Origin of the sequence: Kitasatospora sp. NPDC127121 (assembly GCF_042677305.1) — a bacterium.
In the GTDB taxonomy this organism is placed as follows: Bacteria; Actinomycetota; Actinomycetes; order Streptomycetales; family Streptomycetaceae; genus Kitasatospora.
This window is the reverse complement of sequence record NZ_JBHXTQ010000002.1, coordinates 114367-141363: the sequence shown is the minus strand read 5'-3', so window position 1 is coordinate 141363 and position 26997 is coordinate 114367. Positions and strand designations below refer to the sequence as shown.

Here is a 26997-nt window from a genome sequence, read left to right as displayed (position 1 = left end):
CAGACCTATTGACCTATGTGGTTCAGACCACATAGCTTCGGCGCCAATTGCAATCCCCCACGTGCGTGCTCCCCCACAGGCACGCGCCGACACTCTCTCCCGGAGGACCGAGTGTTGATCCGAAACACGGCGGAGCGGCGTCCCACCGCCGCACTCCGCCGCAAGAGCCCGGCTGCCCGGGCGGGCGCGATCTCGCTGGCGGCGGCCGGTCTGGCCGGTCTGCTGCTGTCGACGCTGGGCGCGGTGCCCTCGCAGGCGTCCGCGACCGTCGACAACGGGGCCTGTCGCCCCGACGGCCTGTACCAGACGCCCGGCGTGGACGTCCCGTACTGCTCGGTCTACGACACCGGCGGCCGCGAGAAGATGGGCGCGGACCACCAGCGCCGCATCATCGGCTACTTCACCGGCTGGCGCACCGGCAAGAACGGCGACCAGCCCTACCTGGTGAACGACATCCCCTGGGACAAGGTCACCCACCTCAACTACGCGTTCGGCCACGTCGGCGGTGACAACAAGCTCTCCGTCGGCACCGACGGCCCGACCAACGAGGCCACCGGGATCTCCTTCCCGGGCGTGCCCGGCGCCGAGTTGGACCCGACGCTGCCCTACAAGGGCCACTTCAATCTGCTGACGAAGTTCAAGAAGCAGTACCCGAACGTCAAGACCCTGATCTCGGTGGGCGGTTGGACCGAGACCGGCGGCTACTTCGGGGACGACGGCAAGCGCGTCAACTCCGGCGGCTTCTACTCGATGACCGTCAACCCGGACGGCAGCGTCAACCAGGCCGGCATCGACACCTTCGCCGCCTCGTCCGTCGACTTCATCCGCAAGTACGGTTTCAACGGCGTCGACGTCGACTACGAGTACCCGACCTCGATGAAGGACGCCGGAAACCCGCTGGACTGGCAGCTCGCCAACTCCAAGCGCGGCTCGCTGGCGAAGGGTTACGCGGCGCTGATGAAGACGCTGCGCGAGAACCTGGACCGGGCCGGCGCCGCCGACGGCAGGCACTACCTGCTGTCGGTCGCGGCCCCGTCGTCCGGCTACCTGCTGCGTGGCATGGAGACCTTCCAGGTGGCGCAGTACCTGGACTACGTCAACATCATGTCGTACGACCTGCACGGCGCCTGGAACAAGTACGTCGGCCCGAACGCCTCGCTGTTCGACGACGGCAAGGACGGCGAGCTGGCGGCGGCCAACGTGTACGGCACCGGCCAGTACGGCGGCATCGGCTACCTGAACGCCGACTGGTCGTACCACTACTTCCGCGGTGCGATGCCGGGCGGCCGGATCAACGTCGGCCTGCCGTACTACACCCGGGGTTTCAAGAACGTCACGGGCGGCACCAACGGCCTGTGGGGCACCGCGGCGGCGACGACCTGCCCGGTCGGCTCCGGCCTGACCTCCTGCGGTGACGGCGCGGTCGGCATCGACAACATCTGGAACGACAAGGACGACGCGGGCAAGGAGTCCCCGGCCGGGTCGAACCCGATGTGGCACGCGAAGAACCTGGAGAAGGGCATCCTGCCCGACTACCTGGCCAAGTACGGCGTGAAGGACACCGCGCTGCAGGGCACCTACGCCCGCAACTACAGCAGCAGCCTGGTGGCGCCGTGGCTGTGGAACGACGCCAAGAAGGTGTTCCTCTCCACCGAGGACGAGCAGTCGGTGGGTGCCAAGGCGGACTACATCGTCAACCAGGGCGCCGGCGGCGCGATGATCTGGGAGCTCGCGGGCGACTACAAGTGGGACGCGGGCGCCAACGGCGGCAAGGGCGAGTACGTGCCGGGTTCGACGCTGACCTCGCTGATGTACGACAAGTTCAAGGCGGCCACGCCGTACGGCGCGACCCGTTCGACGGTCCCGCTGCCGCAGCAGACCCTGCCGATCGACGTGTCGTTCACCAACTTCGCGCTGGGTGACTCGAACTACCCGATCAACCCGAAGATCCACATCGTCAACAACTCGACGACGACCCTGCCGGGCGGCACCGAGTTCCAGTTCGACTACAGCAACTCGGCTCCGGGCAACGCCAAGGACCAGTCCGGCTTCGGCCTCCAGGTCATCCGGCAGGACAACCCCGGTCCGGGCAACGTGGGCGGCCTGAAGGGCACCTACAACCGGGTGTCGGTCAAGCTGCCGGGCTGGCAGTCGCTGGCGCCGGGCGCCTCGGTGGACCTGGACTTCGTCTACTACCTGCCGGTCTCGACCCCGTCGAACTGGACGGTCAACGTGAACGGCACGCTGTACGGGCTCAAGGGCGACCTGACCCGGGGCACGGTGGACGGTGGCACGCCGACCCCGACGCCTACCCCGACCCCGACGCCTACCGCGACCGCGACCGCGACCGCTTCGCCGACGGCGACCGCCTCCCCGACGGCGACGGCCTCGCCGACCGCGACGGCCACGGCCACCGCGACCGCCACCCCGACGACGGGGGCCTGCACGGCCGCCCCGAGCTGGGACGCGGGCACCACCTACGCGGCCACCACCAAGGTGTCGTGGAAGGGCCACTACTACCAGAACAAGTGGTGGACCAAGGGCGACGACCCCGCGGCCAGCGGCTCGTGGGGCGTCTGGAGCGACCTCGGGGCCTGCTGACGGCGCCCTGAGGTGAGAGACGGCGGTGGCGGTGCACCCGGTCGGGGGGTGTGCCGCCACCGCTTCGTTCAGCGAGGTGCCAGGCGAGCGGGGTGCCGGGCGCCGGAGCACCAGGCCTTCGAGCGTCAGGCCGTCTCGACCTTGAGGTCGCGCAGCAGCTTGGCGACGTGCCCGGTGGCCTTCACGTTGTACAGCGCGCGCTCGACCTTGCCCTGCTCGTCCACGATCACGGTGGAGCGGATCACGCCGACGTAGGTGCGGCCGTAGTTCTGCTTCTCGCCGTAGGCGCCGTAGGCCTCCAGCACCTGGTGGTCCGGGTCGGACACCAGGGTGACCTTGAGGTTCTCGGCCTCGCGGAACTTGCCGAGCTTCTCCGGCTTGTCCGGGGAGACGCCGATGACGTCGTAGCCGGCGCCGGCGAGGACCTCCAGGTTGTCGGTGAAGTCGCAGGCCTGCTTGGTGCAGCCGGGGGTGAGCGCGGCCGGGTAGAAGTAGACGATGACCTTGCGGCCCAGGTGGTCGGCGAGGGACACCTGGTTGCCGTCGGCGTCGGACAGGCTGAAGGCGGGCGCGGTGTCGCCGGGCTGGAGACGCTCACTCACGGGTAAATCTCCTGTTGCTGGGGCGGGCGGTCATAGCACGGCAAACTTACCTCCGATGGTGGGTGGGGTCGCGCGGCCGTGCTCGGCAACTGACAGACTGGGTCAGTCGCACAGGACAACATCAGCAAGTGAATGGGGTGGCCCGAGTGGGCGAGGCGAGCACGAAGGACAAGTCGGCGCGGACGACCGCCCAGATCGAGGCGGACATCTCCCGGACCCGCACCCAGCTGGCGGCCACCCTGGACGAGCTGGCCGTGCGCGTCCACCCGAGCACGATCAGCGCCCAGGTGAAGGCGAAGGCCGTGGCCGCCGTCGAGGAGAAGGCCGGCCGGGCGTACGTCGCCGCCAACGGCGTGGTGGAGAAGGTGCGGGCGCAGTTCGTGGACGAGAAGGGGCAGCCGCGTACGGAGCGGATCGTTCCGGCCGCGCTGGTCGGCGTGGGCGTGCTGCTGCTGGTGGCTTCCGCCCGGAAGCGCCGCAAGGGCTGAACGGGCGCGGGGTGAGGGCCGGGCGCGGGAGGCGTCCGGCCTTCGGTGTGCCCGGGCCGGAAGGTGTGTCCGGGCCCAGGGTGTGCCCTGACCTGGGGGTGTGCCCGGCCCCGCGGGTGCCGCGGCTTCCCGCATGCCGGGCCAGCGTCACGCCGCGCGCCCGGGGGCGGTACCTTCGGGATCGTGAGTACGAACGACGAACCGACCCCGCAGGCCTCCTCCGCCGCACCCGAGTACGAGGCGGCGCGGCACGACCGGCTGGGCGAGAAGCTGCCGATCCGGATGCTGCACGACCGCGTGCTGGTGCGGATCGAGGGCAGTGAGGGTGAGCGCCGCTCGACCGGCGGCATCCTGATCCCCGCGACCGCGGAGCTGTCCAAGCGCTGCACCTGGGCGGAGGCCGTCGCGGTGGGCCAGAGCGTCCGCTCGGTGGAGCCGGGCGACCGCGTCCTGTACGACCCGGAGGACAAGCTGGAGGTCGAGGTCCGCGGCGCCACCTACGTGCTGCTGCGCGAGCGTGACCTGCACGCGGTGGCGGCGACCCGCTTCGGTGACACGGAGGGCTCGACCGGGCTCTACCTCTGAACCTCTGAGCACGGGCGTGGCGTGAGCCGGTCGGGGCGGTGCCCCGGCCGGCTCCTTGCGTCCGGCCCTGTCGGTGGTGGGCGCGCTAGGGGCCGGGCCTGTCGGTGGTGGGCGCTAGGGTCCCGGCATGACGAGGCGTGTGCCGGTGATCGGCGAGGGTGAGCGGCGGGCCCGGGTGGGGCGGCGGCAGTTGCTGGCGCCGTCGGTGCGGGTGGCGCGGGTGGAGCAGGTGGCGGACGCGCTGGTGGGGCTGCACGCGTCGGACCCGGCGACGGTGTACCTGTCGGCGTGCGCGCGGCTGGCGGAGCCGTCGGCGGCGGAGGTGGACCGGGCGCTGTACGAGGACGTCACGCTGGTGAAGCTGCTGTCGATGCGGCGGACGCTGTTCGCGGTGACGGAGGGCTTCGCGCCGCACGTGAGTTCGTCGACGGCGCGGGCGATCGCGGCGAGGGAGCGGGCGACGCTGCTCAAGCACCTTCGGGACCACGCGGACGGCTGGGACGAGGCGCGGCTCGCCGGGGCGGAGCGCGCGGTGCTGGCCGCCGTGGCCCGGCGCGGTGAGGCGACGACGAAGGAACTCGGCGACGACGTACCGGAGTTGCGCGAGACGATGCTGATGTCGGCGGGCAAGCCGTACGAGAGCCGGCAGAGCGTGGGCAGTCGGCTGCTGCGGGTGCTGGCCGCGGACGGGCACGTGCGGCGGGGCCGTCCGCGCGGGTCGTGGCTGAGCAACGTCTATCCGTGGGCGCCGGTGCCGCAGTGGCCGGACGCGCCGGTGCGGGAGGCGAAGGCGGAGGTGGTGCGGCGCTGGCTGGCCGGGTACGGCCCGGCGACCGTCGAGGACGTGAAGTGGTGGACGGGTTGGACGCTGGGGGACACCCGCCGGGCGCTGGCGGACGTGGGCGCCGAGGACGTGGAGCTGGCGGGCGGGGCGGCGGCGCTGGTGCTGCCGGGGGACGCCGGGCCGGTGGCGGAGCCGGAGCCGTGGGCGGCGCTGCTGCCGGCGCTGGATCCGACGGTGATGGGCTGGCGGGGGCGGGACTGGTACCTGCGGTCGGAGGACGTGCCGGCGCTGTTCGACCGGGCGGGCAACGCCGGGCCGACGGTGTGGTGGTGCGGCCGGGTGGTGGGCGGCTGGGCGCAGCGGCCGGACGGCGAGGTGGTGTGGCGGCTGTTCGGTGATGTGGGGGCGGAGGCCGGGGCGGCGATCGCGGCGGAGGCGGCGCGTCTGGCGGGCTGGCTGGGGGAGGTGCGGGTGACGCCGCGGTTCCGGTCGCCGTTGGAGCGGGAGTTGGCGGCGGGGTAGGTCACCGGCCGGCGGGGTGGTTCACCGCTCGGCGGGGTGGTTCAGCGGCCGGCGGGGTGGCGCGTCGGGCCGGTGAAGCGGCTCACTGGGCCGGCGGGGTGGCGCGCTGGGCCGGTGGTGTCGCGCTCGTCGCCGGGTTGGTGGTGGCGCCGGTGGTGCTGGGTGGTGTGGTCGGGTGGGTGGGCCGGGTCTGGGTGGGTCGGGGGGTGGGGCTGGACTGCTCCTGGGTGGTGGTGGGCTGGGGTGCCTGCGGGCTGGGCTGTTCCTGGGTGGTGGTGGGCTGCGGGGCGGGCGCGCTGGGGGCGTGGGTGGGGGTGTGGGTGGGGGTGTCGGGCACGGGGGTGCTGCTGGGGGGTTCCTCGCTGCTGCCGCCGCCGGTGGTGGGGGTGGTGGCGGTGGGGCTGGGGGTGGTGGTGGCGCTGCTGCTGGGGCTGAAGTCGGGGGCGGGGGTGTCGCGGCCGGTCTGGAGGTCGAACTGCTGGGTGGTGGTGCCGTCGAGGGCGGCGCTCATGTAGGCGGTCCAGATCCGGGTGGGGAAGGTGCCGCCGTTGATCCGGGCGAGTCCGGCGGTGCCGGCCAGTGGTTCCTTGGCGTGGGTCTTCGGGTTCTCGCGGAAGAGGCCGACGGTGGTGGCGAGTTCGGGGGTGTAGCCGGCGAACCAGGCGGAGAGGTTGGAGTCGGTGGTGCCGGTCTTGCCGGCGGCGGGACGGCCGAGGTCGAGGGCGGCGGCGCCGGTGCCGCGGGGGCCGATGACGTCGCGCAGGACGTCGGTGACGGTGTCGGCGTAGGGCCGGTCGATGGCGTCGACGGGGGTGTGGTCGGGCATCTTGGGGGCGTCGACGGCGCCGCCGGTGTGGACGCGTGCGAGTTTGAGGACGGACCACGGGGCGTTCGCCTGGCCGTGGTTGGCGAGGGTGGCGTAGGCGCCGGCCAGGTCGAGGGCGCTGGGGGTGGCGGTGCCGAGGGTCATCGAGGTGTTGGCCGGGTCCATGCCGCGGACGCTGTCGGGGATGCCGAGTTTGACGGCGGTGTCGCGGACGCGGGCGAGGCCGGCGTCGACGCCCTCCTGCGCGTACACGGAGTTGACGGACTTCACCATGGCGTAGCGCAGGGTGATGTTGCCGTAGTCGACGTCGTCCTCGTTGGGCGGCGCGTAGGGGGTGGGGCCGCCGGTGACGGGGCGTTCGCTGGTGCCGTCGTAGCGGGTGTCGGGGGTGATCGGCCGGCCGTCGAGGGTGTGCTGGGCGATGAGGCCGGCGGCGAGGTCGACGGGTTTGAAGGTGGAGCCGATCTGGTTGTCCTGGCGCAGGGCGTCGTTGTAGGGCTGTTTGGCGTAGTCGGGGCCGCCGTAGACGGCGACGACGCGGCCGGTGGCGGCTTCGACGGAGGCGCCGGCGACCCGGACGTCGGTGTCGGTGGCGGGGCGGCGCTGGGGGTCGAGTTCGTCGGTGAGTTCGTCCTGGACGGCCTTGTGGAAGGCGTCCTGCTTGGGCTTGTCGAAGGTGGTGGTGATGCGCCAGCCGCCGGCCTTGAGGGTGGCGGTGTCGATGATGCCGGCGGAGACGAGGTAGTCGTCGGCGACGCCGACGAGGTAGCCGGCCTGGCCGGAGAGGCCGGTGGCGGGCTGGGGGTCGATCGGTTCGGGGAAGGTGGTGGCGGTGCGTTCGGCGTCGGTGAGGAAGCCGAGTTGGACCATGCCGTCGAGGGTGTAGTGCCAGCGGGCGATGGCCTTCTCGCGGTTGGCGGGGGTGGCGGTCTTGACGTCGTAGCTGCTGGGGGCCTGGAGGAGGGAGGCGAGGTAGGCGCCCTGGGCGAGGGTGAGTGCGGAGACGTCGACGCCGTAGTAGGCGTGGGCGGCGCTCTGGATGCCGTAGGCGCCGCGGCCGAAGTAGCTGCTGTTGAGGTAGCCGGCGAGGATCTCGGGCTTGTCGCGTTGCTGGTCGACCTTGAGGGCGATGAAGAGTTCGCGGCCCTTGCGTTCGATGGTCTTGTCCTGCGTCAGGTAGTAGTTCTTGACGTACTGCTGGGTGATGGTGGAGCCGCCTTGGGTGCCCTTGCCGGTGAGGGTGTTCCAGCCGGCCCGGAGCATGCCTTTGAGGTCGATGCCGCGGTTGCGGTAGAAGGTGCGGTCCTCGGCGGAGACGACGGCGTGCTGGGTTTGCGGGGGGATCTGGTCGATGGTGACGTCGGTGCGGTTGACGGCGCCGGTGCGGGCGATCTCGGTGGTGTCGTCGGCGTAGAGGTAGATGTTGTTCTGGGCGACGGCGTGGGCGTTGGGGTCGGGCACCGGGACGATGACGTAGAGCACGGCGAAGGCGCCGGCGGTGAGCAGGAGCGCGGCGGTGAGGGCGCCGAGCGTGATGCGCCAGGTGGGCAGGAGCCGGCGCCAGCGGGGGAGGGCTCGGCGGGCCGCGCGGCGGGCGGCTCGTTTGGCCTGGCGTCGGGTGCTCAAGGTCATGCCGCGATTATGTGCTATTTGATGGCCGATCAGGGGGTGGTCGGGGGGTTGGCGTGCTCGGGGAAATCGGGTGCGGCGGCTGGTCCTCGGCGCTACGGTGAAAGGTGCAAACCAGGTAGCGCCTCACGTGGCGCACTCGCATAGCGCACCCGCACAGCGCACCCAGTTCCGTCAGCTCCGCGCGTTCGGCCCGGTACCCCCGGGTTCGGCCGGTCGGAGCCGCTGGGGTGTGCGCGGACGTCGGCGGGCATCCGTCTGCCCGTATTTGTCGACAAGGAGACAATATGCTGAATCTCGCACCCGCGGAGACGCGGACCGCACGCCCTCCTGATCCCACCGGACCCCTGCCCGTCCTCGGGCTCTACGCGGCCGTCGCCCGCGGCGCCTTCCGCCGCTATTCCACCTACCGGGCCGCCACCCTGGCCGGCACCTTCACCAACACCGTCTTCGGCATCATCCTGGCCTCCTCCTTCCTCGCCCTCTGGCAGGCCCGCCCCAGCCTCGGCGGCTACGACCAGAGCCAGGCCGTCACCTACATCTGGGTCAGCCAGGCCCTGCTGGTCACCGTCGCGGTGTGGGGCGGCGGCTTCCAGGACGACCTCCAGGACCGCTTCCGCAGCGGGGACATCGCCGTCGACCTCTACCGCCCGGTCGACTTCCAGGGCTGGTGGCTGGCCACCGACCTCGGCCGGGCCGCCTTCCAACTGCTGGTCCGCGGCACCGTGCCGCTGCTCGTCGGCGCCCTGGTGTTCCGCACCCGGATGCCCGAGCAGCCGCTGACCTGGGCGGTCTTCCTGCTCTCGGTGCTGCTCGCGCTGGTGGTCAGCTTCGGGCTGCGCTTCCTGGCCTCGATCACCGGCTTCTGGCTGCACGACTCGGACGGGGTGCGCTCGGTGATGCTGGTGGTCTCGATGTTCTTCTCAGGGATGCTGCTGCCGATCGTGCTCTTCCCCGGCCTGCTCGGCGACCTCGCCGCGGTGCTGCCCTGGGCGGCGCTGGTGAAGGTGCCGACCGACGTCTTCCTGGAGCGCTCGACCGGCGCCGACCTGCTCGGCGCGCTCGGCTTCCAGCTCGCCTGGGCCGTCGCCCTGCTCGCCGCGGGCCGGGGCGCCCAGTGGCTGGCGACCCGCAAGGTGGTGGTGCAGGGTGGCTGAGCCGATCGTGCCCCGCACCGCGTGGGCGGTCCGCTCCTGGTGGCTGTGCGCCCGGATGTGGATGCGCTCGATGATGGCCTACCGGGCCTCCTTCGCCCTGAACCTGGTGGCCAGCCTCGCCACGCACTCGCTGGACTTCGTCGTCCTGGTGCTGATGTTCCGGCACACCGACCAGCTGGGCGGCTGGCGCCTGCCGGAGATCGCGTTCCTCTACGGCACCGCGACCTTCGCCCTCGGCGTGGCCAACCTGCTGGTCGGCTCGGTCGAGGGCCTCGGCGTGCGGATCGTCAACGGATCGCTGGACACCATGCTGATCCGGCCGGCGCCCGCGCTCGCCCAACTGTGCGCCGAACGCTTCTCGCTGCGCCGGCTCGGCCGCCCGATCCAGGCCCTGGCCGTGCTCGCCTGGTCACTGGCCACCCTGGACGTGCACTGGACCTGGGACCGCGTGCTGCTGGTGCCCGCCCTGCTGGTCTGCGGCAGCGTCATCTTCGGCGCGATCTACGTCGGCGGCGCGACCGTGCAGTTCTGGTGGGGCGAGTCCAAGGAGATCCAGAACTCCTTCACCTACGGCGGCGCGACCCTGCTGCACTACCCGCCGACCATCTTCGCCAAGGAACTGGTGGCCGGCGTGGTCTTCGGCGTCCCGCTGGCCTTCGTCAACTGGCTGCCCGCCCTGCACATCCTCGGCCGGCCCGACCCGCTCGGCCTGCCCACCGCCTTCCAGTACGCCTCCCCGCTCGCCGCCGCGCTCTGCGTCGCCGCCGCCGGGCTCGCCTGGCGGGCCGGACTGCGCGCCTACCGCGGCACCGGCAGCTGAACCTACCGGGGCACCGGTAGCTGAACCCCCCTCCTACGCAAGGAACCCCCATGGCACTGATCGAACTCGAGGACGTCCGCCGCACCTTCACCGTGCGGGCCCGCACCGGCCGCTTCAGCCGGGTCAAGCGCGAGGTGCGCGCGGTGGATGGGCTGAGCTTCACCGTCGAGGCCGGCGAGTGCGTCGGCTACATCGGCCCCAACGGCGCCGGCAAGTCCACCACCATCAAGATGCTCACCGGCATCCTCGTGCCCAGCGGCGGGCGGCTGCGCGTCGCCGGAGTGGACCCGGCCCGCGAACGCGTCGCGCTGGCCCGCCGGATCGGCGTCGTCTTCGGCCAGCGCACCACGCTCTGGTGGGACCTCCCGCTGTGCGACTCCTTCGAACTCGCCCGCCGGATCTACCGCATCCCCGACCGCCGATATCGCGAGAACCTCGCCCGCTGCGTCGAACTGCTCGACCTGGAAGGGCTGCTGGACACCCCCGTCCGCCAGCTCTCGCTCGGCCAGCGGATGCGCGGCGACCTCGCGGCGGCGCTGCTGCACGACCCGCAGGTGCTCTACCTGGACGAGCCGACCATCGGCCTGGACGTGGTCAGCAAGGGGAAGGTGCGCGAGTTCCTGCGCGAGGTGAACCGGGACCGGGGCACCACCGTGCTGCTCACCACGCACGACCTGACCGACATCGAGCAGCTCTGCGGCCGGGTGATGGTGATCGACCACGGCCGGGTCGTCTACGACGGCGGGCTGGACGGCCTGCACGCCACCGGGCGCAGCGAGCGCACCCTGGTGGTCGACCTGGCCGAGGCCCGGCCCGCGATCGAGGTGGCCGGCGCCCGGGTGGTGAAGGTCGAGGGGCCCCGGCAGTGGCTGGCCTTCCCGGCGCAGCAGAGCGCCGCGCCGATCGTGGCGGCGGTGGCCGCGCGCTATCCGCTGGTGGACCTGTCGGTGCGCGAGCCGGCGATCGAGGACGTGATCGCGCGGATGTACACGGAGGTGGCGATCGGCTGACCCTCCCGAACGCTGAACGTGTGTCCGGTCGCTGTCACCCGTCCGGGGAGGGCACGTGACTCCCCGGCGGGCAGCCGAGTTGACGTTGCATCGCTCGGCGAACAGCACACCGGAGGGCAGCGCTTCTCGATGACCGGACCCGATGTGACCGTGGTGGTCGCGGTCTACAACACCATGCCCTACCTCACCGCCTGCCTGGACTCGCTGGTCGGGCAGACCCTGGCGCCCGGGCGGCTGGAGGTGGTGGTCGTCGACGACGGCTCCACGGACGGCGGCGAGGCCGTCCTGGACGACTACGCCGCCCGCCACCCAGGGCTGTTCCGGGTGGTGCACCAGCCCAACTCGGGCGGCCCGGCGGCCCCCACCAACCGGGGCCTGGCACTGGCCCGCGGCCGCTACGTGCTGTTCCTCGGCGCGGACGACTGGCTCGGCGCCGAGGCGCTGGAGCGGCTGGTCACGGCGGCCGACGCCTGGGGTTCGGACGTGCTGGTGCCCAAGCAGGTCGGGGTGAACGGGCGGCTGGTGCCGCAGGGGATCTTCCACGCCAACGCCGAGTCCGTCGGCTTCACCGACTCGGCGCTGGCCTGGGCGCTGTCCGACACCAAGCTGTTCCGGATGGACCTCGTCCGGCGCCACGGGCTGCGCCGCGACGAGGAGTTGAAGGTCTTCTCGGACCAGCCGTTCACCCTGGAGGCCTGCCTGCGGGCGGGCCGGGTGTCCGTCCTCGCCGACTACGACTGCTACTTCCTGGTGCTGCGCCAGGACTTGGGCAACGTCACCCAGCGGGCCGGGGTGCTGGACCGGCTGCGCGGGATCGCGGCGTTGCAGCAGGTCGCCGCCGATCTGGCCGCGCCCGGCGGGGAGTTGGACGCGATCCGGGCCCGCAGTTTCGCGTGGGACGTGCCGCGGCTGCTCCAGGACGACTTCCTGCTGCTCGACGGCACCGTGCAGGAGCAGGTCTGCGCCGAGGTCGGCCGGCTGATCGAGCGCTTCGGCGCCCGCGCGGTCTACCAGCGGCTGCCCGTCGCCGAGCGGCTGCGGCTCGAACTCGCCGCCGCCGTCCGGCCGGAGGCGCTGCGGGACCTGATCCGGTACGAGGCCGCGCACGGCGACCCGCCGGTGGTCGTCGACGGGCGGCGGCACTACGCGGGCTACCCGGCGTTCCGGGACGCCCGGCTGGGCCTGCCGGACGAGCTGTTCCTGCTGGGCGAGGAGCCGGTGCGGCTGCCGGTGGAGGTTCCGTCGCTCAACCTGGCCCAGCAGGTGTGGCGCGGCGCCGTGCCGGCCCAGTTGCGGCGCGGGCTGCGGCGCTACCCGGTGTGGCGCCGGCTCGCCAACACGGTGAACGGGGGCCGGGGGTGAGCGGGGGGCCCGGAGGCCGGGGATCCCGGAGGCTGGGCGCCCCGGAGGAGAGGGGACGCGGGGATGAGCAGGGTGCGGGGATGAACGGGACGCGAGGATGAACGGGGTGCGGGGATGAGCGGGGCGATGGACGTCTGCGTGGTCGGGCTGGGCAAGCTGGGCCTGCCGCTGGCCGTGCAGTTCGCGTTGAAGGGGCACCGGGTGACGGGGGCGGACATCGCCCCCGGGGTCGTCCGCAGCGTCAACCAGGGCGTGCCGCCGTTCCCCCGGGAGGCGGGTTTGGACGAGGCGCTGAAGCGGGTGGTCGTCGAAGGGCGGCTGCGGGCCACCACCGACACCACGGCCGCCGTCGCCGCCGCCGAGGCCGTGGTGCTGGTCGTCCCGCTGGTCACCGCCGCCGACGGCACCCCGGACTTCGGCCTGCTCGACGCGGCCACCGACGCCGTCGCCGCCGGGCTGCGCCGGGGCACCCTGGTCAGCTACGAGACCACCCTGCCGGTCGGCGTCACCCGGGGCCGCTGGGCGCCCCGGCTGGCGGCCGGCTCCGGGCTGGCCGCCGGGGCGGACTTCGCGCTGGTGTTCAGCCCGGAGCGGGTCCGCACCGGGCGGGTCTTCGCCGACCTGCGGCGCTACCCCAAGCTGGTCGGCGGCGTGGACGCCGCCTCGACCCGGCGCGGCGCCGAGTTCTACCGGGCCGCGCTGGACTTCGACCCGCGCCCCGACCTGCCCCGGCCCAACGGCGTCTGGGAGCTGGCCTCGGTGGAGGCGGCGGAGTTCGCCAAGCTCGCCGAGACCACCTACCGGGACGTCAACATCGCGCTCGCCAACCAGTTCGCCCGGTACGCCGACCGGGTCGGGGTGGACTTCGCGGAGATCGCCGAGGCGTGCAACTCGCAGCCGTACAGCCACCTGCACCGGCCCGGCATCGCGGTCGGCGGGCACTGCATCCCGGTGTACCCGCGGCTGTACCTGTGGAACGACCCGGGTGCGACGGTCGTGCGGGCCGCCCGGGAGGCCAACCTGGAGATGCCCGGGTACGCGGTCGGGGTGCTGGACGGCGCGCTGGCGGGCGGGATCGCCGGGCAGGGCGTGCTGGTGCTCGGGGCGGCGTACCGGGGCGGGGTCAAGGAGACGGCGTACTCGGGGGTGTTCCCGCTGGTCGAGGCGGTGCGGGCGGCGGGGGCGCGGCCGTACGTCAGCGATCCGCTGTACGGGGGCGGGGAACTGGCGGCGCTCGGGCTGCCTCCGTACGAGGGGGAGCCGGTGGTGGCGGCGGTGCTCCAGGCGGACCACCCGGAGTACCGGGGGCTGGCGCCGGAGGACCTGCCGGGGGTGCGGGTGCTGCTGGACGGGCGGCGGTGCACGGATCCGGCGGTGTGGGCGGTCGAGGGGGTGCGGCGGATCGTGCTGGGCGGGGCGTGACCATGTTGGGCGGGGCCTGAGGGGTGAGGGTTCAGGCTCTGGCGGGCGTGCGGCTCGCCGCGTCGGCGGGCACGGCGTACCGCACGCGGCGTGAGTGGGCGGGCACAGGGCGTGCGCCTGGCTGCGCGCGAGGCGTGCCCGGGCGCGCAACCAGGCGCGTGATCGCGGGGCGCGCTCTCACCCGCGCCGGGCAGCGGGCAGACTGGCGGGGTGAGTGACGAAGCCTTCAGCGGTACGGGCCCCGGGGTCCGGTTCACCGCCGCCGACGAGCAGAAGAGACATGGCGTCCGCCGGATGAAGACCATCGCGACCGGCCTGCTGGCCTTCGCGAGCCTGGTCTTCGCCCTCGCCACCTGGGCCAAGGCGGCCGGCGCCGGCTCCTGGGCCGGGTACGTGGCGGCGGCCGCCGAGGCGGGCATGGTCGGCGCGCTGGCCGACTGGTTCGCGGTGACGGCGCTGTTCCGCCGCCCGTTGGGCCTGCCGATCCCGCACACCGCGATCATCCCGACCAAGAAGGACGCCTTCGGGCGCTCGCTCGGCGACTTCGTCGGCGACAACTTCCTCTCCGGTCACGTGGTGCGCGGCCGCCTCGCGTCGCTGGGCATCGCCCGGCGGCTGGGGGAGTGGCTGGCCGCGCCGGGCAGCGCCGAGCGGGTCACCAAGGAGGCCTCGGCGGCGCTGCGCGGGGTGCTCGCGGTGCTCCGGGACGACGACGTGCAGGCGGTCGTCGCCGAGGCGGTGACCAGGCGGGCGGCGGCCACCTCGGTGGCCGAGCCGATGGGCCGGATGCTGGGCAAGGTGGTCGCGGACGGCGGGCACCACGGCGTGGTCGACCTGGTGGCCGTCCGGGCGCACGGCTGGCTGACGGCCAACCACGAGGAGGTGGTCCAGCGGGTCACCCAGAAGACCCCGGGCTGGACGCCCAAGTTCCTCGACAACCAGGTCGGCGAGCGGGTCTACAAGGAGCTGATGCGGTTCGTCACCGACATCCGGGACGACCCGGACCACCCGGCCCGCGGCGCCATCGACAACTTCCTCGCCGACTTCGCGACCGAACTGCAGACCGACCCGGAGACCATCGCCCGGGTGGAGCGGGCCAAGGTGGAGCTGCTGGCCCGGCCCGAGGTGCAGGACCTGATCGCCTCCACCTGGGCGGCCGTCCGCACCCTGGTGGTGAACGCGGCCGAGGACGAGGACAGCGAACTGCGCCGGCGTATCCGCGAGGGCGTGAGCAGCTTCGGCGCGCGCCTGGCGACCGACGCCAAGCTCCAGGCCAAGGTGGACGGCTGGCTCCAGGACGCCGCCCAGTACCTGGTCGACACCTACCGCGCCGAGATCACCTCGCTGATCTCCGAGACGGTGGCGGGCTGGGACGCCGACGACGCCTCCCGCAAGATCGAGGCCAACGTGGGCCGCGACCTGCAGTTCATCCGGATCAACGGCACCGTGGTCGGCGCCATGGCCGGGCTGCTCATCCACACCGTCGCGACCGCTCTCGGAGGCTGACCCCGGGGCGGCCTATCCTTGCCAGCACCTGTCGGTACGCGCGTAGAGGAAGTAGGGAACCACCGTGGTCCAGCCGGACGGAAGTCGGATCGGAAACCCCAGTGGCCAGGGGGGCATCGAGGCGTTCATCGCCGGGATGCCCAAGGCGGAGCTGCACGTCCACCACGTGGGCTCGGCCTCGCCGCGCGTCGTCGCCGAGCTGGCGGCCCGCCACCGCGGCCGCTCGAAGGTGCCGGTCGACCCGGCGGCGCTCGCCGAGTACTTCACCTTCACCGACTTCGCGCACTTCATCGACGTCTACCTGAGCGTCGTGGACCTGATCCGCGACGCCGAGGACGTCCGCGCGCTCACCTACGGCGTGGCCGAGGACATGGCGCGCCAGAACATCCGGTACGCCGAACTGACCATCACCCCGTACTCCTCGGTCAAGCGGGGCATCCCGGACGTCGCCTTCATGGAGGCGATCGAGGACGCCCGGCTGCGCGCCGAGAAGGAGCTCGGGGTCGTGCTGCGCTGGTGCTTCGACATCCCCGGCGAGGCCGGCCTGGAGGCCGCCGAGGAGACCGCCCGGCTCGCCGTCGACCTGGCCCCCGAGGGCCTGGTCAGCTTCGGCCTCGGCGGCCCGGAGATCGGCGTGCCGCGCCCGCAGTTCAAGCCCTACTTCGACCGGGCGCGGGCGGCCGGCCTGCGCAGCGTCCCGCACGCGGGCGAGACCACCGGGCCGGAGACGGTCTGGGACGCGATCCGGGTGCTCGGCGCCGAGCGCATCGGGCACGGCACGCAGTCGGTGAAGGACCCGGCGCTGCTGGACCACCTGGGCGAGCACCGGATCCCGCTGGAGGTCTGCCCGACCTCCAACATCGCCACCCGGGCGGTGGAGCGGATCGAGGAGCACCCGATCAAGCGGATGGTGGACGCCGGGCTGCTGGTCACCATCAACAGCGACGACCCGCCGATGTTCGGCACCGACCTCAACGCCGAGTACGCCGTCGCGGCGCGGCTGCTGGGCCTGGACGAGTCCGGGGTGGCGGCGCTGGCGCGCAACGCGGTCGAGGCGTCCTTCCTGGACGTGGCGGGCAAGGCGCGGCTGGCGGGCGAGATCGACGCGTACCTGGCGGGCTGGAAGGCCTGATTCCCGGCGTCCGCCCTGGTGGACGCCCTGTGAAGTGCCCCGTGAACCGCCCCGCCGGCAGCTGCCGGCGGGGCGGTTTTCTGTCCCCATTCGGACATGGTGCCAAAGTGGCGCCATTAATGGCTCGACATGGCACCACTGCTGTGCCATGCTGAAGCCATGGACCTCACGCCGTACGTCGAAAACCTTCGGAACGAGCTCGCGGTGGCCGCGGGCACGGGCGGGGACGAAGCCCGCGCGCTGGCCGAGCGGCTGACGCTGCCGCTGGATTCGGCCGTGCGGCTCACCCTGCTCAACGCGCTCTCGGCCGCGATGGGCGAAGTGACCCGCGAGCTCGCCCCCGGCTCGGTGGACGTGCGGCTGCGCGGGCTCGATCCCGAGTTCGTGGTCACCGTACCGCCCGGCACCGACGCCTTCCACGGTGATGTGCCGCCCGTGGTGCCACCGATGGCGCCGATGGTGGCATCGGTGGTGCCAGTGGCGCCGCCAGTGGTGCCGGAGTCGGACGAGACGGGCACCGCCCGGATCAACCTGCGCCTGCCCGCCCACCTCAAGGCCCGGGCGGAGGAGGCCGCCGGGCAGGAGGGCCTCTCCCTCAACGCCTGGCTGGTCCGGGCCGTCGCCGGCGCGCTGGAGGCCGGCGAGCCGGCCGCCCGCCCGGCCGCCGCACCGGCCCCCCAGCCGACGGTCCGCCCGCGCCGCGGCGGCCAGGGCTTCACCGGCTGGGTCCACTGACGCTTCCGCCCGCTCCATCCGCTCCGCCTGCCAGACCCGCTCCATCCGCTCCATCCGCGCTCCATCCGCAACGACGTCACCCCCGCTCCGACCAGCGGGAACACCCATCAGAGTCAAGAGGACGGGACAGCCATGCCTACGTACGAGACCGACGGACCGATCTCCGCCACCCTCGAATTCGAGATCGGCTCGGTGCGGATCAGCGCGAGCAAGCGCACCGACACCGTGGTCGAGGTCAAGCCCGCCAACCCCGCCGAGGAGGCGGACGTCAAGGCCGCCCAGCAGACCCAGGTCGACTACGCCGGCGGCCGGTTCACCCTCAAGGGCCCGAAGAAGCGCTCGCCGTTCGGCCGGATCGGCTCGATCGACATCCTGATCGAGCTGCCGGCGGGCTCCGAGGTCAACGCCGACGCCCCGATGGCCACCTTCGTCGCCGAGGGCCCGCTCGGCGACTGCCGGCTGAAGACCTCGCTCGGCCGGATCCAGGTCGAGCAGGCCGCGAGCGCGCGGCTCAAGACCGACCACGGGGAGGTCCGGGTGGACTCGGTCGACGGGGACGCGGAGGTCTCCGGGCTCGGCCGGGTCGCGGTCGGCACGGTCGGGGGCACGCTGACGGTCAAGAACAGCAACGGCGACACGGAGGTCCGTGAGGTCCACGGGGCGCTCAAGGCCAGCTCCTCCTTCGGCCGGATCGAGGTCGGCACCGCCCACGCGGGGGTGGACGCCAAGACGGCGCACGGCCCGATCCGGATCGGCCGGGTGGTGCGCGGCCAGATCACCATGCAGACCTCCCTGGGGGACTTGGAGGTCGGCATCGCGGAGGGCACGGCCGCCTGGCTCGACGTGCACAGCAAGGTCGGCACCGTGCGCAACGCCCTCGGTGCGACGCAGGGTCCGGGCGACGCTCGGGAGACCGTCGAGGTCCGCGGCCGCACCCAGCTCGGCGACGTCGTGATCCGGAGGGCGTGATGGCGGCGATCTCGGCAGTCGGACTGACCAAGTCCTACGGCGACAAGGCCGTGCTGAACGGCATCGACCTGGAGATTCCGGCGGGCAGCGTGTTCGCCCTGCTCGGGCCGAACGGCGCCGGCAAGACCACCACCGTGCAGATCCTCTCCACCCTGATCCCGGCCGACGGCGGGGTGGCCCGGGTGGCCGGGCACGACGTGGTCGAGCAGGCCTCCGGGGTGCGGGCGGCGATCGGTGTCACCGGCCAGTTCTCGGCGGTGGACAACCTGCTCACCGCCGAGGAGAACCTGCTGCTGATGGCGGACCTCAACCACCTCCCCCGTCGGGAGGGGCGGAGGCGGGCCGAGGATCTGCTGCGGCGGTTCGACCTCACGGAGGCGGCGCGCAAGCCGGTCGTCACCTTCTCCGGCGGCATGCGGCGCAAGCTCGACCTGGCGATGACGCTGGTCGGCGATCCGCGGGTGATCTTCCTCGACGAGCCGACCACCGGGCTGGACCCGCGCAGTCGGCGGACGATGTGGGAGATCATCCGGGGGCTGGTCGCCGACCATGGGGTGACGATCTTCCTCACCACCCAGTACCTGGAGGAGGCCGACGAACTCGCCGACCGGATCGCCGTCCTGGACGGCGGGCGGATCGTCGCCGAGGGCACGGCGGACGAGCTGAAGCGGATCGTCCCCGGCGGGCGGATCCGGCTCCAGTTCGCGGACGCGGCCCAACTGGGGGCTGCCGCCGGACTGTTCGACTACGCGGTGGTCGACACCGAGGCGCTGCGGCTGGACATCCCGGGGGACAACTCCGTGGTCACCGTGAAGGCGGTGCTGGACGCGCTCGACAACGCCTCGGTCCGGGCCGAGTCGCTGGTCGTGGAGACGGCCGATCTGGACGACGTGTTCCTCACGCTGACGGGAGAGGGCGTCCGATGAGCGCTTCGGTGAGCTACGCGGTCAGTGACTCGCTGACCATGCTGCGGCGCAACCTCAAGCACGCGCTGCGGTACCCGTCCCTGACCTTCGCAGTCGTGATCATGCCGGTGATGATGCTGCTGCTGTTCAACTACGCCTATGGCGGCGCGCTCGGCGCGGGCATCGGCGGCGGCAGCTACATCGACTACGTGACGCCCGGCATCCTGCTGATGGCGGCGGCCTCGGGGTCGCTGGTCACGGCGATCGGGGTCTGCGTCGACATGACGGAAGGCATCGTCAACCGCTTCCGCACGATGGCGATATCGCGCTCGGCCTTCCTGGCCGGGCACGTGGTCGGCAGCGTGATACAGACCATGCTCGGCTTGGTCCTGGTGGTCGGCGCGGCCCTCGCGATGGGCTTCCGGCCCAACGCCGGGCTGGTGGAATGGCTGGCGGCCGTCGGATTGCTGCTGTTCGTCACCATCGCGCTGACCTGGATATCGGCGGGCATCGGGCTGGTCGCCAAGACGGTGGAGAGCGCCAGCAACCTGCCGATGCCGATTCAGTTCCTGCCCTTCATCGGCAGCGCCATCGTCCCGCCCGACTCGATGCCGACCGCCCTGCGGTGGTTCGCCGAGTACCAGCCGTTCACGCCGATCATCGAGACCCTGCGGGGGCTGCTGATGGGCACCCCGATCGGCAACAGCGCCTGGAGCGCGCTGGCGTGGTGCACCGGGCTGACGCTGATCGGCTACTTCTGGTCGAGGAGCGTCTTCTACCGGCGGTGACGGGGGTACGGCCGGTAGCGGGAGGCCCGGGAGGACAGCGATGTCCGCCCGGGCCTCTCGGCGTCGTGGCCGGTACCGCGTCGTGGCCGGTCCTGAGTCGTGGCCGGTAGTGGTGGACGCCCCGGGCCTGGGCCGGAGCCGACCGGAGCCCCAACCGCCGGACATCCGGTAGTAAAGTCCGGGCAAAGGCTCACCCTGGGGAGGGGCGCATGACGGCGGCACGTCGCAAGCGGATCGTGTGGTGGCTCAGAGGTGTGGCGCTGGCGGCGCTCCTCGTCTATCTGCCGGGCTATCAGGCCTCGTTCTCAGGTGGGCTGGTGGAGGTCGAGCGCTGGCTCAACCACCCGCTGCCGCTGCTCGGCGCCACCGTCGTGCTGGCCGTGGTCTCGCTGGTGATCCAGTTCGAGTTCCGCACCTGGTGGTCGCAGGTCGGCTGCGCGGCCGCCCTGGTGTCACTCGTCTTCCTCGGGGGGTTGGCCGTGCTCCTGTCGCTGCTGCTCGACCGCGACGGGCAGCCCGTCAGCCGGAAGAGCCACCCGGAGCGCCCGGACCGCGTGCTGACCGTGACCGACGTCGCCTTCTCGATCGACCCGATCTACCGGGTCGAGCTGTTGACCGGCAGCGGCTGGTCCGCCCGCCACTGGGAACTGGGCGAATGGGACATCCGTGGCGGCGAGTTCGGCAGGGTCGACTGGTCCGGGCCGGACCGGATCGCGGTGACCGGGGTGAAGGGGACCGAGACCGTGGTGTTCACCCTCGACCCGGACGGCCGGCCGAGCCGGCAGGGCCCGACGCCCCGGTAGAGCTGGGGGGGCGGTAGGCCCTCGCGCGGCGGGGAGGCCGCGCGAGGGCCCGGGCGGGGTTACCAGGTGTCGATGCCCATCTTCTTGGCCGCGTCGTGGACGGCCTTGTAGTGGGCGTGCGACATGCCGGACTGCTTGTCCTTCTCGGGCAGGTTCTTGTCCGCCGCGCGGAACTCGTCGCGGGCCTCGGCGAGCAGGCTCGTGCCGTAGGAGACGGGGACGTCCTTGACGCCGTGGGACGGGTGGGTCTTCTCGGCCGTCTTGCTGCCCGCCTTGATCAGGATGTCGCGGGCCTTGTTGAAGTCGTCGGCCTTGACCGTCTTCGGGTTGCTGAGCTGTGCCTGCACCCGGGCCGTCGGCTGGGCCGGCGCGGTGCCTGCGGCCATGGCGGGAGCGGCAGCGGCGGCGCCGAGGGCGCCGACGGCGGCGACTGCCACGAGGGCGCTCCGGAGGGTCCTGTTCATGGATATATCCCTTCGCAATGTCTAACAATCAGCGCTCGCACCGGACTTGGAGTCCGTGGGAGTGCGAACTCCTCGGCACTACCCCGGCCCTCCTCGGCGGCAAACCGATGGTCGTACGGGGGTGGTTGGGGAGCGGTGGGATCAGGCCGTCTTGTGAATATGGGGTTATCGGACTGCTGGGTTAGCAGGGGCGGAAGGGGCTCAAGGGGACGGCCAGGGCGGGCCGTTCGACGAACGGCCCGCCCTGCGTGGTGGATCAGACGTCGAACTCGCCGGCGCGGATGGCGGAGACGAGGTCGCGCCATTCGGTGGGGGTGAGTTGGGCGATGGCGTCGGGGAGCAGACTGCTGCGGACGTAGACGGCGTCGGAGGTGATGGCGACCTCTGGGCAGTTATTGCCGTCGCCACAGGCACTGGGCTTTCGCCATTCCACGGGATCCCTCACAGGCTGTTCATGATGCTGGAGATCACGTCACGGGAGGCCGATGGATCGAGCGCGCGATCACGCATCGCCCCGATGATGTTCCGGTAGTTCTCCAGCTGGTTCATCTCGGTCAGGAACGCTGGCGATCCTACGGAGTCAAGCTGGACCGTATCGAGGCGGGGTACCGGCCCGCTTGCATACAGCACGGCGTGGCCCGCACCCTTGAATCCGCCGGCCCTGAACTCCAATACGCGCAGTGTCACGTTGGGGGCCTCCGAGAGCACGAGCAACTGCTTCAGCTGCTCTCTGGCGACAGCCGTTCCCCCGAACTCCATGCGCAGCGCGGCCTCGTGCACGATTGCTTCGTATTCCAGTGGATCGCTGCGTGTCAGGAGCTCTGCTCGCCGCATCCGGTTCTCGACTCGCGCTTCGATGTTCAGTGGCCGCAGCGGAGGATAGACCTCTCGGAAGATCGCGCGAGCTGTCTCCTCGGTCTGCATGAGCCCGGGCGCATGGCAGATCTGATACGTCACCAACGCGCTGGAATAGTGTTCAACTTCGGAGATCTCAAGAATCCCTGGTGGGACGAGCCCTCTGTGCTCCTCCCACCACCCCTTGGTGCGGTCGGCGGCCATCTCGGCGACGGCGTCGACGTACGCAGAGTCGGCCTCCTCGTACTCGGCGGCGAGCGCAAGCACCCGTTCAGCGCTGACCGGGTAGGCGCCTTGTTCGATCAGCGTGACCTTGCTCCGGTCCAGCCCGAGAACGGCGGCAGCGTCTCCAGCTGTGCGTCCGGCGGCCTCTCGCATCTTTCGCAGCTCGATGCCGACGCGCTTGCGGCGTGCGGTTGGGGTAGGTGGCATCTTCCCAGCATCCATCGTCGGTGTGTGGCGAGTCCAGCGAGCAGATAGGCATATCTTCCTGGCCTCGCTAGCAAATTTGCTATCGCATGCCCTACAGTCTGTGATGCACCGCTCACCGAGCGGATTGTCGGTAGTGCCGCTCGGGCATTGAAGAGCACCCATCTCCGTCACTGGGAGACATCGTGCGTAACCTCAACTCCCCCTCCCTCACCCTCGCTCGCGACACCCTCCGCGACGGCATGGCCCGCGTCGGCTGGCCCTCCTCCTCCATCGCGGACGCCGAGCTCGCCCTCGTCGAACTGATCGTCAATGCCTGGCGTCACGGCGAGACGACCTCCCCCGTCGTCCTCATCCACTTCCTCTCCGACCCCCTCTCCAACACCCTCCGCGTCACCGTCGCGGACCGCTCCTCCGCCCTCCCCGAGCAGCGAACGCCGTGCCCGCTCGCCGAGTCCGGCCGGGGCCTCCAGCTGGTCGCCGGCCTCACCCACCGCTGGGGCGTCGACCCCCTGAAGCTGGGCAAAATCGTTTGGTTCGAGTTGGACGGTGTCGCGTGATCGCCCACCACCCCATCCACCCGGCCGATCCGGCGCTGCGCCACCTCACGGCCCGCCAGATCACCGGACTCATCGTCGAACTCCGGACCGAGGGTCGCGAGTTCGGGCTCCTCTGGCCCTCCGCCCAGGCCGGCGAGACCAACCTCGACGGCCGCGCCCTCGTCTCCCTCGGCAACATCCCGGCGAGCACCCTCATCAACCTCCTCGCCCTCCTCCGCGAGTACAAGCGTGAGCGGGACCGCCGCCGATGCTAGGCCTCCTGACCTTCAACCTCCTGGCCTCCCTCCTCGGCGCCCTCTGCGAAACCCGAGCCCGTCACCTCCACGACTGCACGGTCACCCCCGCAGTGCTTGCCGAGCGCCAAGCCTGCGATGCCGCACGGCACTTCGCGGTTCCGACGTGCGAGTTCGGTCGACAGGTAGCCTCCGGGTGGTGAGTACCGATTTTCAGCAGGCCCGGCTGTCTCTCGGTGTGCGGCTACGGGAGTTGCGCACCGAGGCGGGCGTGAACGGCCGCGACCTCGCCGGACGACTGGGCTGGCCGGCGTCGAAGATTTCGAAGCTGGAGAACGGCAAGCAGACGGCCACTCCCGCGGATCTTCACGCGTGGGCCGAAGCATTGGGGCGTCCGGAGGCCGCCGCCGAGTTGAAAGGCAGGCTGCAAGGCCTGGAGTCCCGCTATCGGGGATGGAAGCGGGTGCTGGCCGGCGGGTACCGGGTGCGCGAGGAAGCCGGAGTCAGGCACGGCCGGGAGACGGCGGTGACCACCGGCTACGAACCTGCCATCATCCCGGACATTTTCCAGATCGCGGAATACGCCCGCCACGTCCTGACTCACGCAACCGATCTGGATGACGGGCCGCGTGACATCGAGGAAGGAGTATGTGCCCGGCTGAAGCGCCAGGAGTCCCTCTACCAGCGAGGGAAGCGCTTCCGCTTCATCATGTCCGAGGCCGCACTGTACGTGCAGATCTGTCCGCCCGACGTCCTGGCCGCTCAACTCGACCGACTGGGCGGCCTGCTGGGGCTCGACACGGTTGAGGTGGGGATCGTTCCGCTCGGGGCTCCGGTGACAGTCATTCCCAAGCACGGTTTCTGGATCTACGACGACAGGCTCACGATCGTCGAGACGTGGAACGCCGAGCTGTGGCTCGATGAACCCGTCGACATCGCGCTGTACCGGAAGGTCTGGGGCAAGCTGCACGATGCTGCGGTGTACGGCCCCGCGGCACACCGGCTGATCGCCCGTGCGCGCTCGACGCTGGCACTGGCAGCCACCTGAGAAACCTGCGGAAGCCTCGCCGCGCACAGGAGAAATACGGAGAAATGCCGCTCACGCCAGCAAGGTTGGGCCTCTACCGTGCTGGACAGGACCTTGCCGGCACCCGAATGACCGGCACCGATCGAGAGGAGCCGGAATGGGCGAGCACGGAGACGGCAAGGGTGGCGAGGACGGGGACAAGAAGCAGTCCCCGAAGGAGTCCGACGGTCAGTGGACCAAGCCCGTGACGCCGCCGAAGAAGTGAGCGCTAACTGATGGACGACTACGCACAGTTGCTGACCCGAATGGAATCAGCGGGGGCACTGGGCGAGGGGTGGCGGGGCGCGTTCGAGCGTGCCCCGCGCTCTTCCTTCGTCCCGGACTCCGTCTGGGCCCCGGACGGCGACAGGCCGACCGGCTACGGCCTGATCACCCGGACCGACCACCCGGACGCCTGGTGGGCCCTGGTGAACGCCGACGAGGTGGTGGTCACCCAGATCGATGACGGCCTGGATACCGGGCCGGGCATCGCCACCTCCTCGGCCTCCATGCCGTCCCTCGTCGCGCGGATGCTCCGGCACCTGGACGTGGTCGACGGGAACACCGTGCTCGACATCGGCACCGGCACCGGATGGACGAGCGCGCTCCTCTCCGCCAGGCTCGGCGACGCCCACGTGACCACCGTGGAGGTGGATCGAGCGGTCGCCGCCGCAGCGGCCCGACGACTCACCGCAGCAGGCTTCCACCCCAGTTGCTCGACCGGCGACGGCCTCGAAGGCCAGCCCCTCCGGGCGCCTTACGATCGCGTCCATTCCACGGCGGCGGTTCGCCGACTGCCGCGTGCCTGGCTCGAACAGACCCGCCCCGGCGGCGTGATCGTCACCCCCTGGGGCACGCCCTACGCCAACGCCGGACTCCTGCGCCTGGTGGTCGGCGGTCCGGGGGAGCCCTCCCACGGCAGGTTCGTGGACAACGTCAGCTTCATGTGGGTCCGCAGCCAGCGCCCCCACCCGGTGACCGAACCGACCGACCGGCCGATCCACCGGGGCTCGTCGCCGATCGACCCGGAGCTGGCGCTGGAGAACGTGGACGTGGCGTTCGCCATCGGCCTCCGGGTGCCCGGCGTTCGGTATCACCACACCTGGGACGACACGGACCCCGGCGGCACCTACCGCATGCAGCTCTCCGACGGCGTCGGCTCCTGGGCGTCCGTCCGCCACCACGACTGGGGCGCCGCCGACGCCGTCCAGCAGGCCGGGCCCCGCCGCCTGTGGGACGAGATCGTCCGCGCCCGCCGGGGATGGCTGGCCGACGGCGAACCGGACCTCACCCGCTTCGGCGTGACGATGACGCCGACCGGTGAACAGCACGTGTGGCTCGACGAGCCCGGCAAGCTGATCGGATGACCCGGCCGCGAAGCTTCAAGCGACTGACCTGAGTCCCCGCGCAGGAAGTCGGCCGGTCCGACTTCCTGCGCACAGCCTTCAGAATCCCGGCCGCATCCTGGCCGCCCTTCTCGGCGCCTTTTGTGAAGCTCGCCCGCGCGGTGGAACCGGCGGCGGGCGCAGACGGTCACCTTCGGTGTGACCTCGAACGAATCGCAGACCGATCCCGTCCGCCCCCACGTCAGCCGCAGGCGCATGCTGCTGGGCGTCGCCGGTGTGGCGGGGGCCGCCGTCACCGTCGGGGGCATCGGCTGGTGGGCGCGGCGGGACGCCGACACCGGCCACCGCGTCTGGAGCAGGACCGGTACCGGCAGCCGGGTCGCCCTGTCGGCCACCCCGCAGCCCGACCTCTACGTCGCGGACTTCGACGGCACGGTCAGCGCCCTCGACCTGCGGACCGGCACCCCGCGCTGGAGCGCCAAGGTCACCTCGCACAATCCCGCCGACAGCAACTTCGGCTGGCCGATCGCCGCAGGCGACGGACTGGTCTGCGTGACCACCGACTCCCACGTCCACGCCCTGGACGCCGCGTCCGGAGCCGTCCGATGGGCCGTGCCCGCGCCGGGGGGCTACCTGTCCGGATGGACGGACGGCCCCACCGTCAGCGGGGACGTGTTCGTGACCTGCGACGGCCGCGTCCACTCCTACGACGCGGCGACCGGCGAGGCCCGGTGGGCCGGCCCGCTGGAGGCCGCCTGCGGGCCGGCGATCGCGGGCGGCACCGTGTACCTCGCCGCCCCCGCAGGCGGGATCTCCGCCCTCGACGCGAAGACTTGTGAGCGGCGCTGGGAGCAGCCCGCCGTCGGCAAGCTCGTCGACCGGCCCGTGGTCCACGAGGGCGTCCTCTACCTGTCCACTTCCGCTGCCTCCGCCCCGACCGGCGCCACTTCGACCGCCTCTGCCTCGACCGGTGCCGCCTCGACCGTCTCCGCCCTGGACGCGGCGACCGGCCGGGTGCTCTGGCAGCGTGACGATCTCGGCCACCCCGGTGTCCGGCCCGCCCCGGTCGCCGACGGGACGCTCTGCCTCCTCGACAACGACCGGGTCGTCGCCGTGGAGGCGAGTACGGGCCGCAGCCGGTGGACCTCCTCGGTGCCGGACGGCCTGGGCCGGGGCATGAGCACCATGGCCGTCGCCGACGGCCGGGTCTACGTGGCGCTGAACGACGGTCGGCTGCACACCCTCGACCTGGCCACCGGCCGGCTTCAATGGCAGGACGATCCGGCCAAGTTCGGCACCGAGTACACCGGGCTCTCGCTGACGGCCTTCGGCGGCGTCGCCTACCGCGGCAGCCGGGCAGGCCTCTACGCGGCGGGCATACCCGCGGCCTGACCACCG

Annotated in this window: 26 protein-coding genes; 21 read left to right on the top strand and 5 right to left on the bottom strand. The window is 71.8% G+C overall.

Going from position 1 to position 26997, the window contains the following annotated elements; translation table 11 throughout:
• Positions 1–111 precede the first annotated feature (111 nt).
• A complete protein-coding gene (locus ACFVHI_RS02875; RefSeq protein WP_380335140.1) occupies positions 112–2601 on the top strand; it encodes a chitinase C-terminal domain-containing protein in 2490 nt (829 codons plus the stop codon).
• Between the two features lie 125 nt (positions 2602–2726).
• Here ACFVHI_RS02875 and bcp read toward each other — a convergent pair whose 3' ends face one another.
• A complete protein-coding gene (bcp, locus tag ACFVHI_RS02870) occupies positions 2727–3203 on the bottom strand; it encodes a thioredoxin-dependent thiol peroxidase (RefSeq protein ID WP_063349225.1) in 477 nt (158 codons plus the stop codon).
• Positions 3204–3349: 146 nt separating this feature from the next.
• Between bcp and ACFVHI_RS02865 the strand changes: the two genes are divergently transcribed.
• The 3 genes from ACFVHI_RS02865 (at position 3350) to ACFVHI_RS02855 (ending at position 5582) form a co-directional block, all read left to right on the top strand.
• A complete protein-coding gene (locus tag ACFVHI_RS02865; protein WP_063349226.1) occupies positions 3350–3691 on the top strand; it encodes a DUF3618 domain-containing protein in 342 nt (113 codons plus the stop codon).
• Positions 3692–3973: 282 nt separating this feature from the next.
• On the top strand, positions 3974–4276 hold the full coding sequence (locus ACFVHI_RS02860) for a co-chaperone GroES (RefSeq protein WP_079136310.1): 303 nt from the start codon (positions 3974–3976) through the stop codon (positions 4274–4276).
• 127 nt (positions 4277–4403) lie between these two features.
• A complete protein-coding gene (locus ACFVHI_RS02855; protein ID WP_380335137.1) occupies positions 4404–5582 on the top strand; it encodes a winged helix DNA-binding domain-containing protein in 1179 nt (392 codons plus the stop codon).
• Between the two features lie 82 nt (positions 5583–5664).
• Here ACFVHI_RS02855 and ACFVHI_RS02850 read toward each other — a convergent pair whose 3' ends face one another.
• The gene (locus tag ACFVHI_RS02850; RefSeq protein ID WP_380335134.1) at positions 5665–8040 is read right to left on the bottom strand and encodes a transglycosylase domain-containing protein; all 2376 of its coding nucleotides are present in this window, start codon (positions 8038–8040) and stop codon (positions 5665–5667) included.
• 284 nt (positions 8041–8324) lie between these two features.
• Here ACFVHI_RS02850 and ACFVHI_RS02845 point away from each other — a divergent pair, with 284 nt between their 5' ends.
• The 12 genes from ACFVHI_RS02845 to ACFVHI_RS02790 all read left to right on the top strand — a co-directional run bounded on the left by ACFVHI_RS02845 (position 8325) and on the right by ACFVHI_RS02790 (position 20646).
• Positions 8325–9194, top strand: coding sequence for an ABC transporter permease (locus tag ACFVHI_RS02845; RefSeq protein WP_380335131.1), 870 nt, complete (start codon positions 8325–8327; stop codon positions 9192–9194).
• Positions 9187–10014: an ABC transporter permease gene (locus tag ACFVHI_RS02840; protein ID WP_380335128.1), complete on the top strand. Its 828-nt coding sequence runs from the start codon at positions 9187–9189 to the stop codon at positions 10012–10014. The genes ACFVHI_RS02845 and ACFVHI_RS02840 overlap by 8 nt, the downstream gene beginning before the upstream one ends.
• Before the next feature lie 50 nt (positions 10015–10064).
• Positions 10065–11024: an ATP-binding cassette domain-containing protein gene (locus ACFVHI_RS02835; protein WP_063349230.1), complete on the top strand. Its 960-nt coding sequence runs from the start codon at positions 10065–10067 to the stop codon at positions 11022–11024.
• 129 nt (positions 11025–11153) lie between these two features.
• Entirely contained in the window at positions 11154–12386 is a 1233-nt protein-coding gene (locus ACFVHI_RS02830) for a glycosyltransferase family 2 protein (RefSeq protein ID WP_380335125.1), read from the top strand.
• 126 nt (positions 12387–12512) lie between these two features.
• Positions 12513–13808, top strand: coding sequence for a nucleotide sugar dehydrogenase (locus ACFVHI_RS02825; protein WP_380335236.1), 1296 nt, complete (start codon positions 12513–12515; stop codon positions 13806–13808).
• Positions 13809–14018: 210 nt separating this feature from the next.
• Complete coding sequence (locus ACFVHI_RS02820) at positions 14019–15314, top strand: DUF445 domain-containing protein (protein ID WP_063349233.1); 1296 nt, start codon at positions 14019–14021, stop codon at positions 15312–15314.
• Positions 15315–15378: 64 nt separating this feature from the next.
• The gene (locus tag ACFVHI_RS02815; RefSeq protein WP_380335122.1) at positions 15379–16446 is read left to right on the top strand and encodes an adenosine deaminase; all 1068 of its coding nucleotides are present in this window, start codon (positions 15379–15381) and stop codon (positions 16444–16446) included.
• A 159-nt stretch (positions 16447–16605) separates the two neighbouring features.
• Positions 16606–17181 (top strand): YlcI/YnfO family protein, encoded by a 576-nt coding sequence (locus ACFVHI_RS02810; RefSeq protein WP_380335120.1) that lies wholly within the window; start codon positions 16606–16608, stop codon positions 17179–17181.
• A 132-nt stretch (positions 17182–17313) separates the two neighbouring features.
• Entirely contained in the window at positions 17314–18150 is an 837-nt protein-coding gene (locus ACFVHI_RS02805) for a DUF4097 domain-containing protein (RefSeq protein ID WP_380335117.1), read from the top strand.
• The gene (locus ACFVHI_RS02800; protein WP_063349236.1) at positions 18150–19076 is read left to right on the top strand and encodes an ATP-binding cassette domain-containing protein; all 927 of its coding nucleotides are present in this window, start codon (positions 18150–18152) and stop codon (positions 19074–19076) included. Before ACFVHI_RS02805 ends, ACFVHI_RS02800 begins: the two co-directional genes overlap by 1 nt.
• The gene (locus ACFVHI_RS02795) at positions 19073–19843 is read left to right on the top strand and encodes an ABC transporter permease (protein WP_380335114.1); all 771 of its coding nucleotides are present in this window, start codon (positions 19073–19075) and stop codon (positions 19841–19843) included. Before ACFVHI_RS02800 ends, ACFVHI_RS02795 begins: the two co-directional genes overlap by 4 nt.
• A 209-nt stretch (positions 19844–20052) precedes the next feature.
• A complete protein-coding gene (locus ACFVHI_RS02790; RefSeq protein WP_159398501.1) occupies positions 20053–20646 on the top strand; it encodes a hypothetical protein in 594 nt (197 codons plus the stop codon).
• A 59-nt stretch (positions 20647–20705) separates the two neighbouring features.
• Here ACFVHI_RS02790 and ACFVHI_RS02785 read toward each other — a convergent pair whose 3' ends face one another.
• The 3 genes from ACFVHI_RS02785 to ACFVHI_RS02775 form a co-directional block, all read right to left on the bottom strand.
• Positions 20706–21110 (bottom strand): hypothetical protein, encoded by a 405-nt coding sequence (locus ACFVHI_RS02785; protein ID WP_380335111.1) that lies wholly within the window; start codon positions 21108–21110, stop codon positions 20706–20708.
• A 256-nt stretch (positions 21111–21366) separates the two neighbouring features.
• Positions 21367–21543, bottom strand: coding sequence for a DUF397 domain-containing protein (locus ACFVHI_RS02780; RefSeq protein WP_380335108.1), 177 nt, complete (start codon positions 21541–21543; stop codon positions 21367–21369).
• An 8-nt stretch (positions 21544–21551) separates the two neighbouring features.
• Positions 21552–22412 carry a helix-turn-helix domain-containing protein gene (locus ACFVHI_RS02775; protein ID WP_380335105.1) on the bottom strand — a complete coding sequence of 287 codons (861 nt, stop codon included), beginning with the start codon at positions 22410–22412 and terminating at the stop codon, positions 21552–21554.
• A 167-nt stretch (positions 22413–22579) separates the two neighbouring features.
• Here ACFVHI_RS02775 and ACFVHI_RS02770 point away from each other — a divergent pair, with 167 nt between their 5' ends.
• From ACFVHI_RS02770 to ACFVHI_RS02750, 5 genes are all read left to right on the top strand, one after another.
• Positions 22580–22954 (top strand): ATP-binding protein, encoded by a 375-nt coding sequence (locus ACFVHI_RS02770; protein WP_380335102.1) that lies wholly within the window; start codon positions 22580–22582, stop codon positions 22952–22954.
• A complete protein-coding gene (locus ACFVHI_RS02765; protein ID WP_371518753.1) occupies positions 22951–23208 on the top strand; it encodes a hypothetical protein in 258 nt (85 codons plus the stop codon). Before ACFVHI_RS02770 ends, ACFVHI_RS02765 begins: the two co-directional genes overlap by 4 nt.
• Positions 23209–23386: 178 nt before the next feature.
• Positions 23387–24235 (top strand): helix-turn-helix domain-containing protein, encoded by an 849-nt coding sequence (locus tag ACFVHI_RS02760; RefSeq protein ID WP_380335099.1) that lies wholly within the window; start codon positions 23387–23389, stop codon positions 24233–24235.
• Positions 24236–24489: 254 nt separating this feature from the next.
• Entirely contained in the window at positions 24490–25620 is a 1131-nt protein-coding gene (locus ACFVHI_RS02755; RefSeq protein WP_380335097.1) for a methyltransferase domain-containing protein, read from the top strand.
• Positions 25621–25797: 177 nt separating this feature from the next.
• Positions 25798–26991 carry a PQQ-binding-like beta-propeller repeat protein gene (locus ACFVHI_RS02750; protein ID WP_380335094.1) on the top strand — a complete coding sequence of 398 codons (1194 nt, stop codon included), beginning with the start codon at positions 25798–25800 and terminating at the stop codon, positions 26989–26991.
• Positions 26992–26997: the final 6 nt, after the last annotated feature.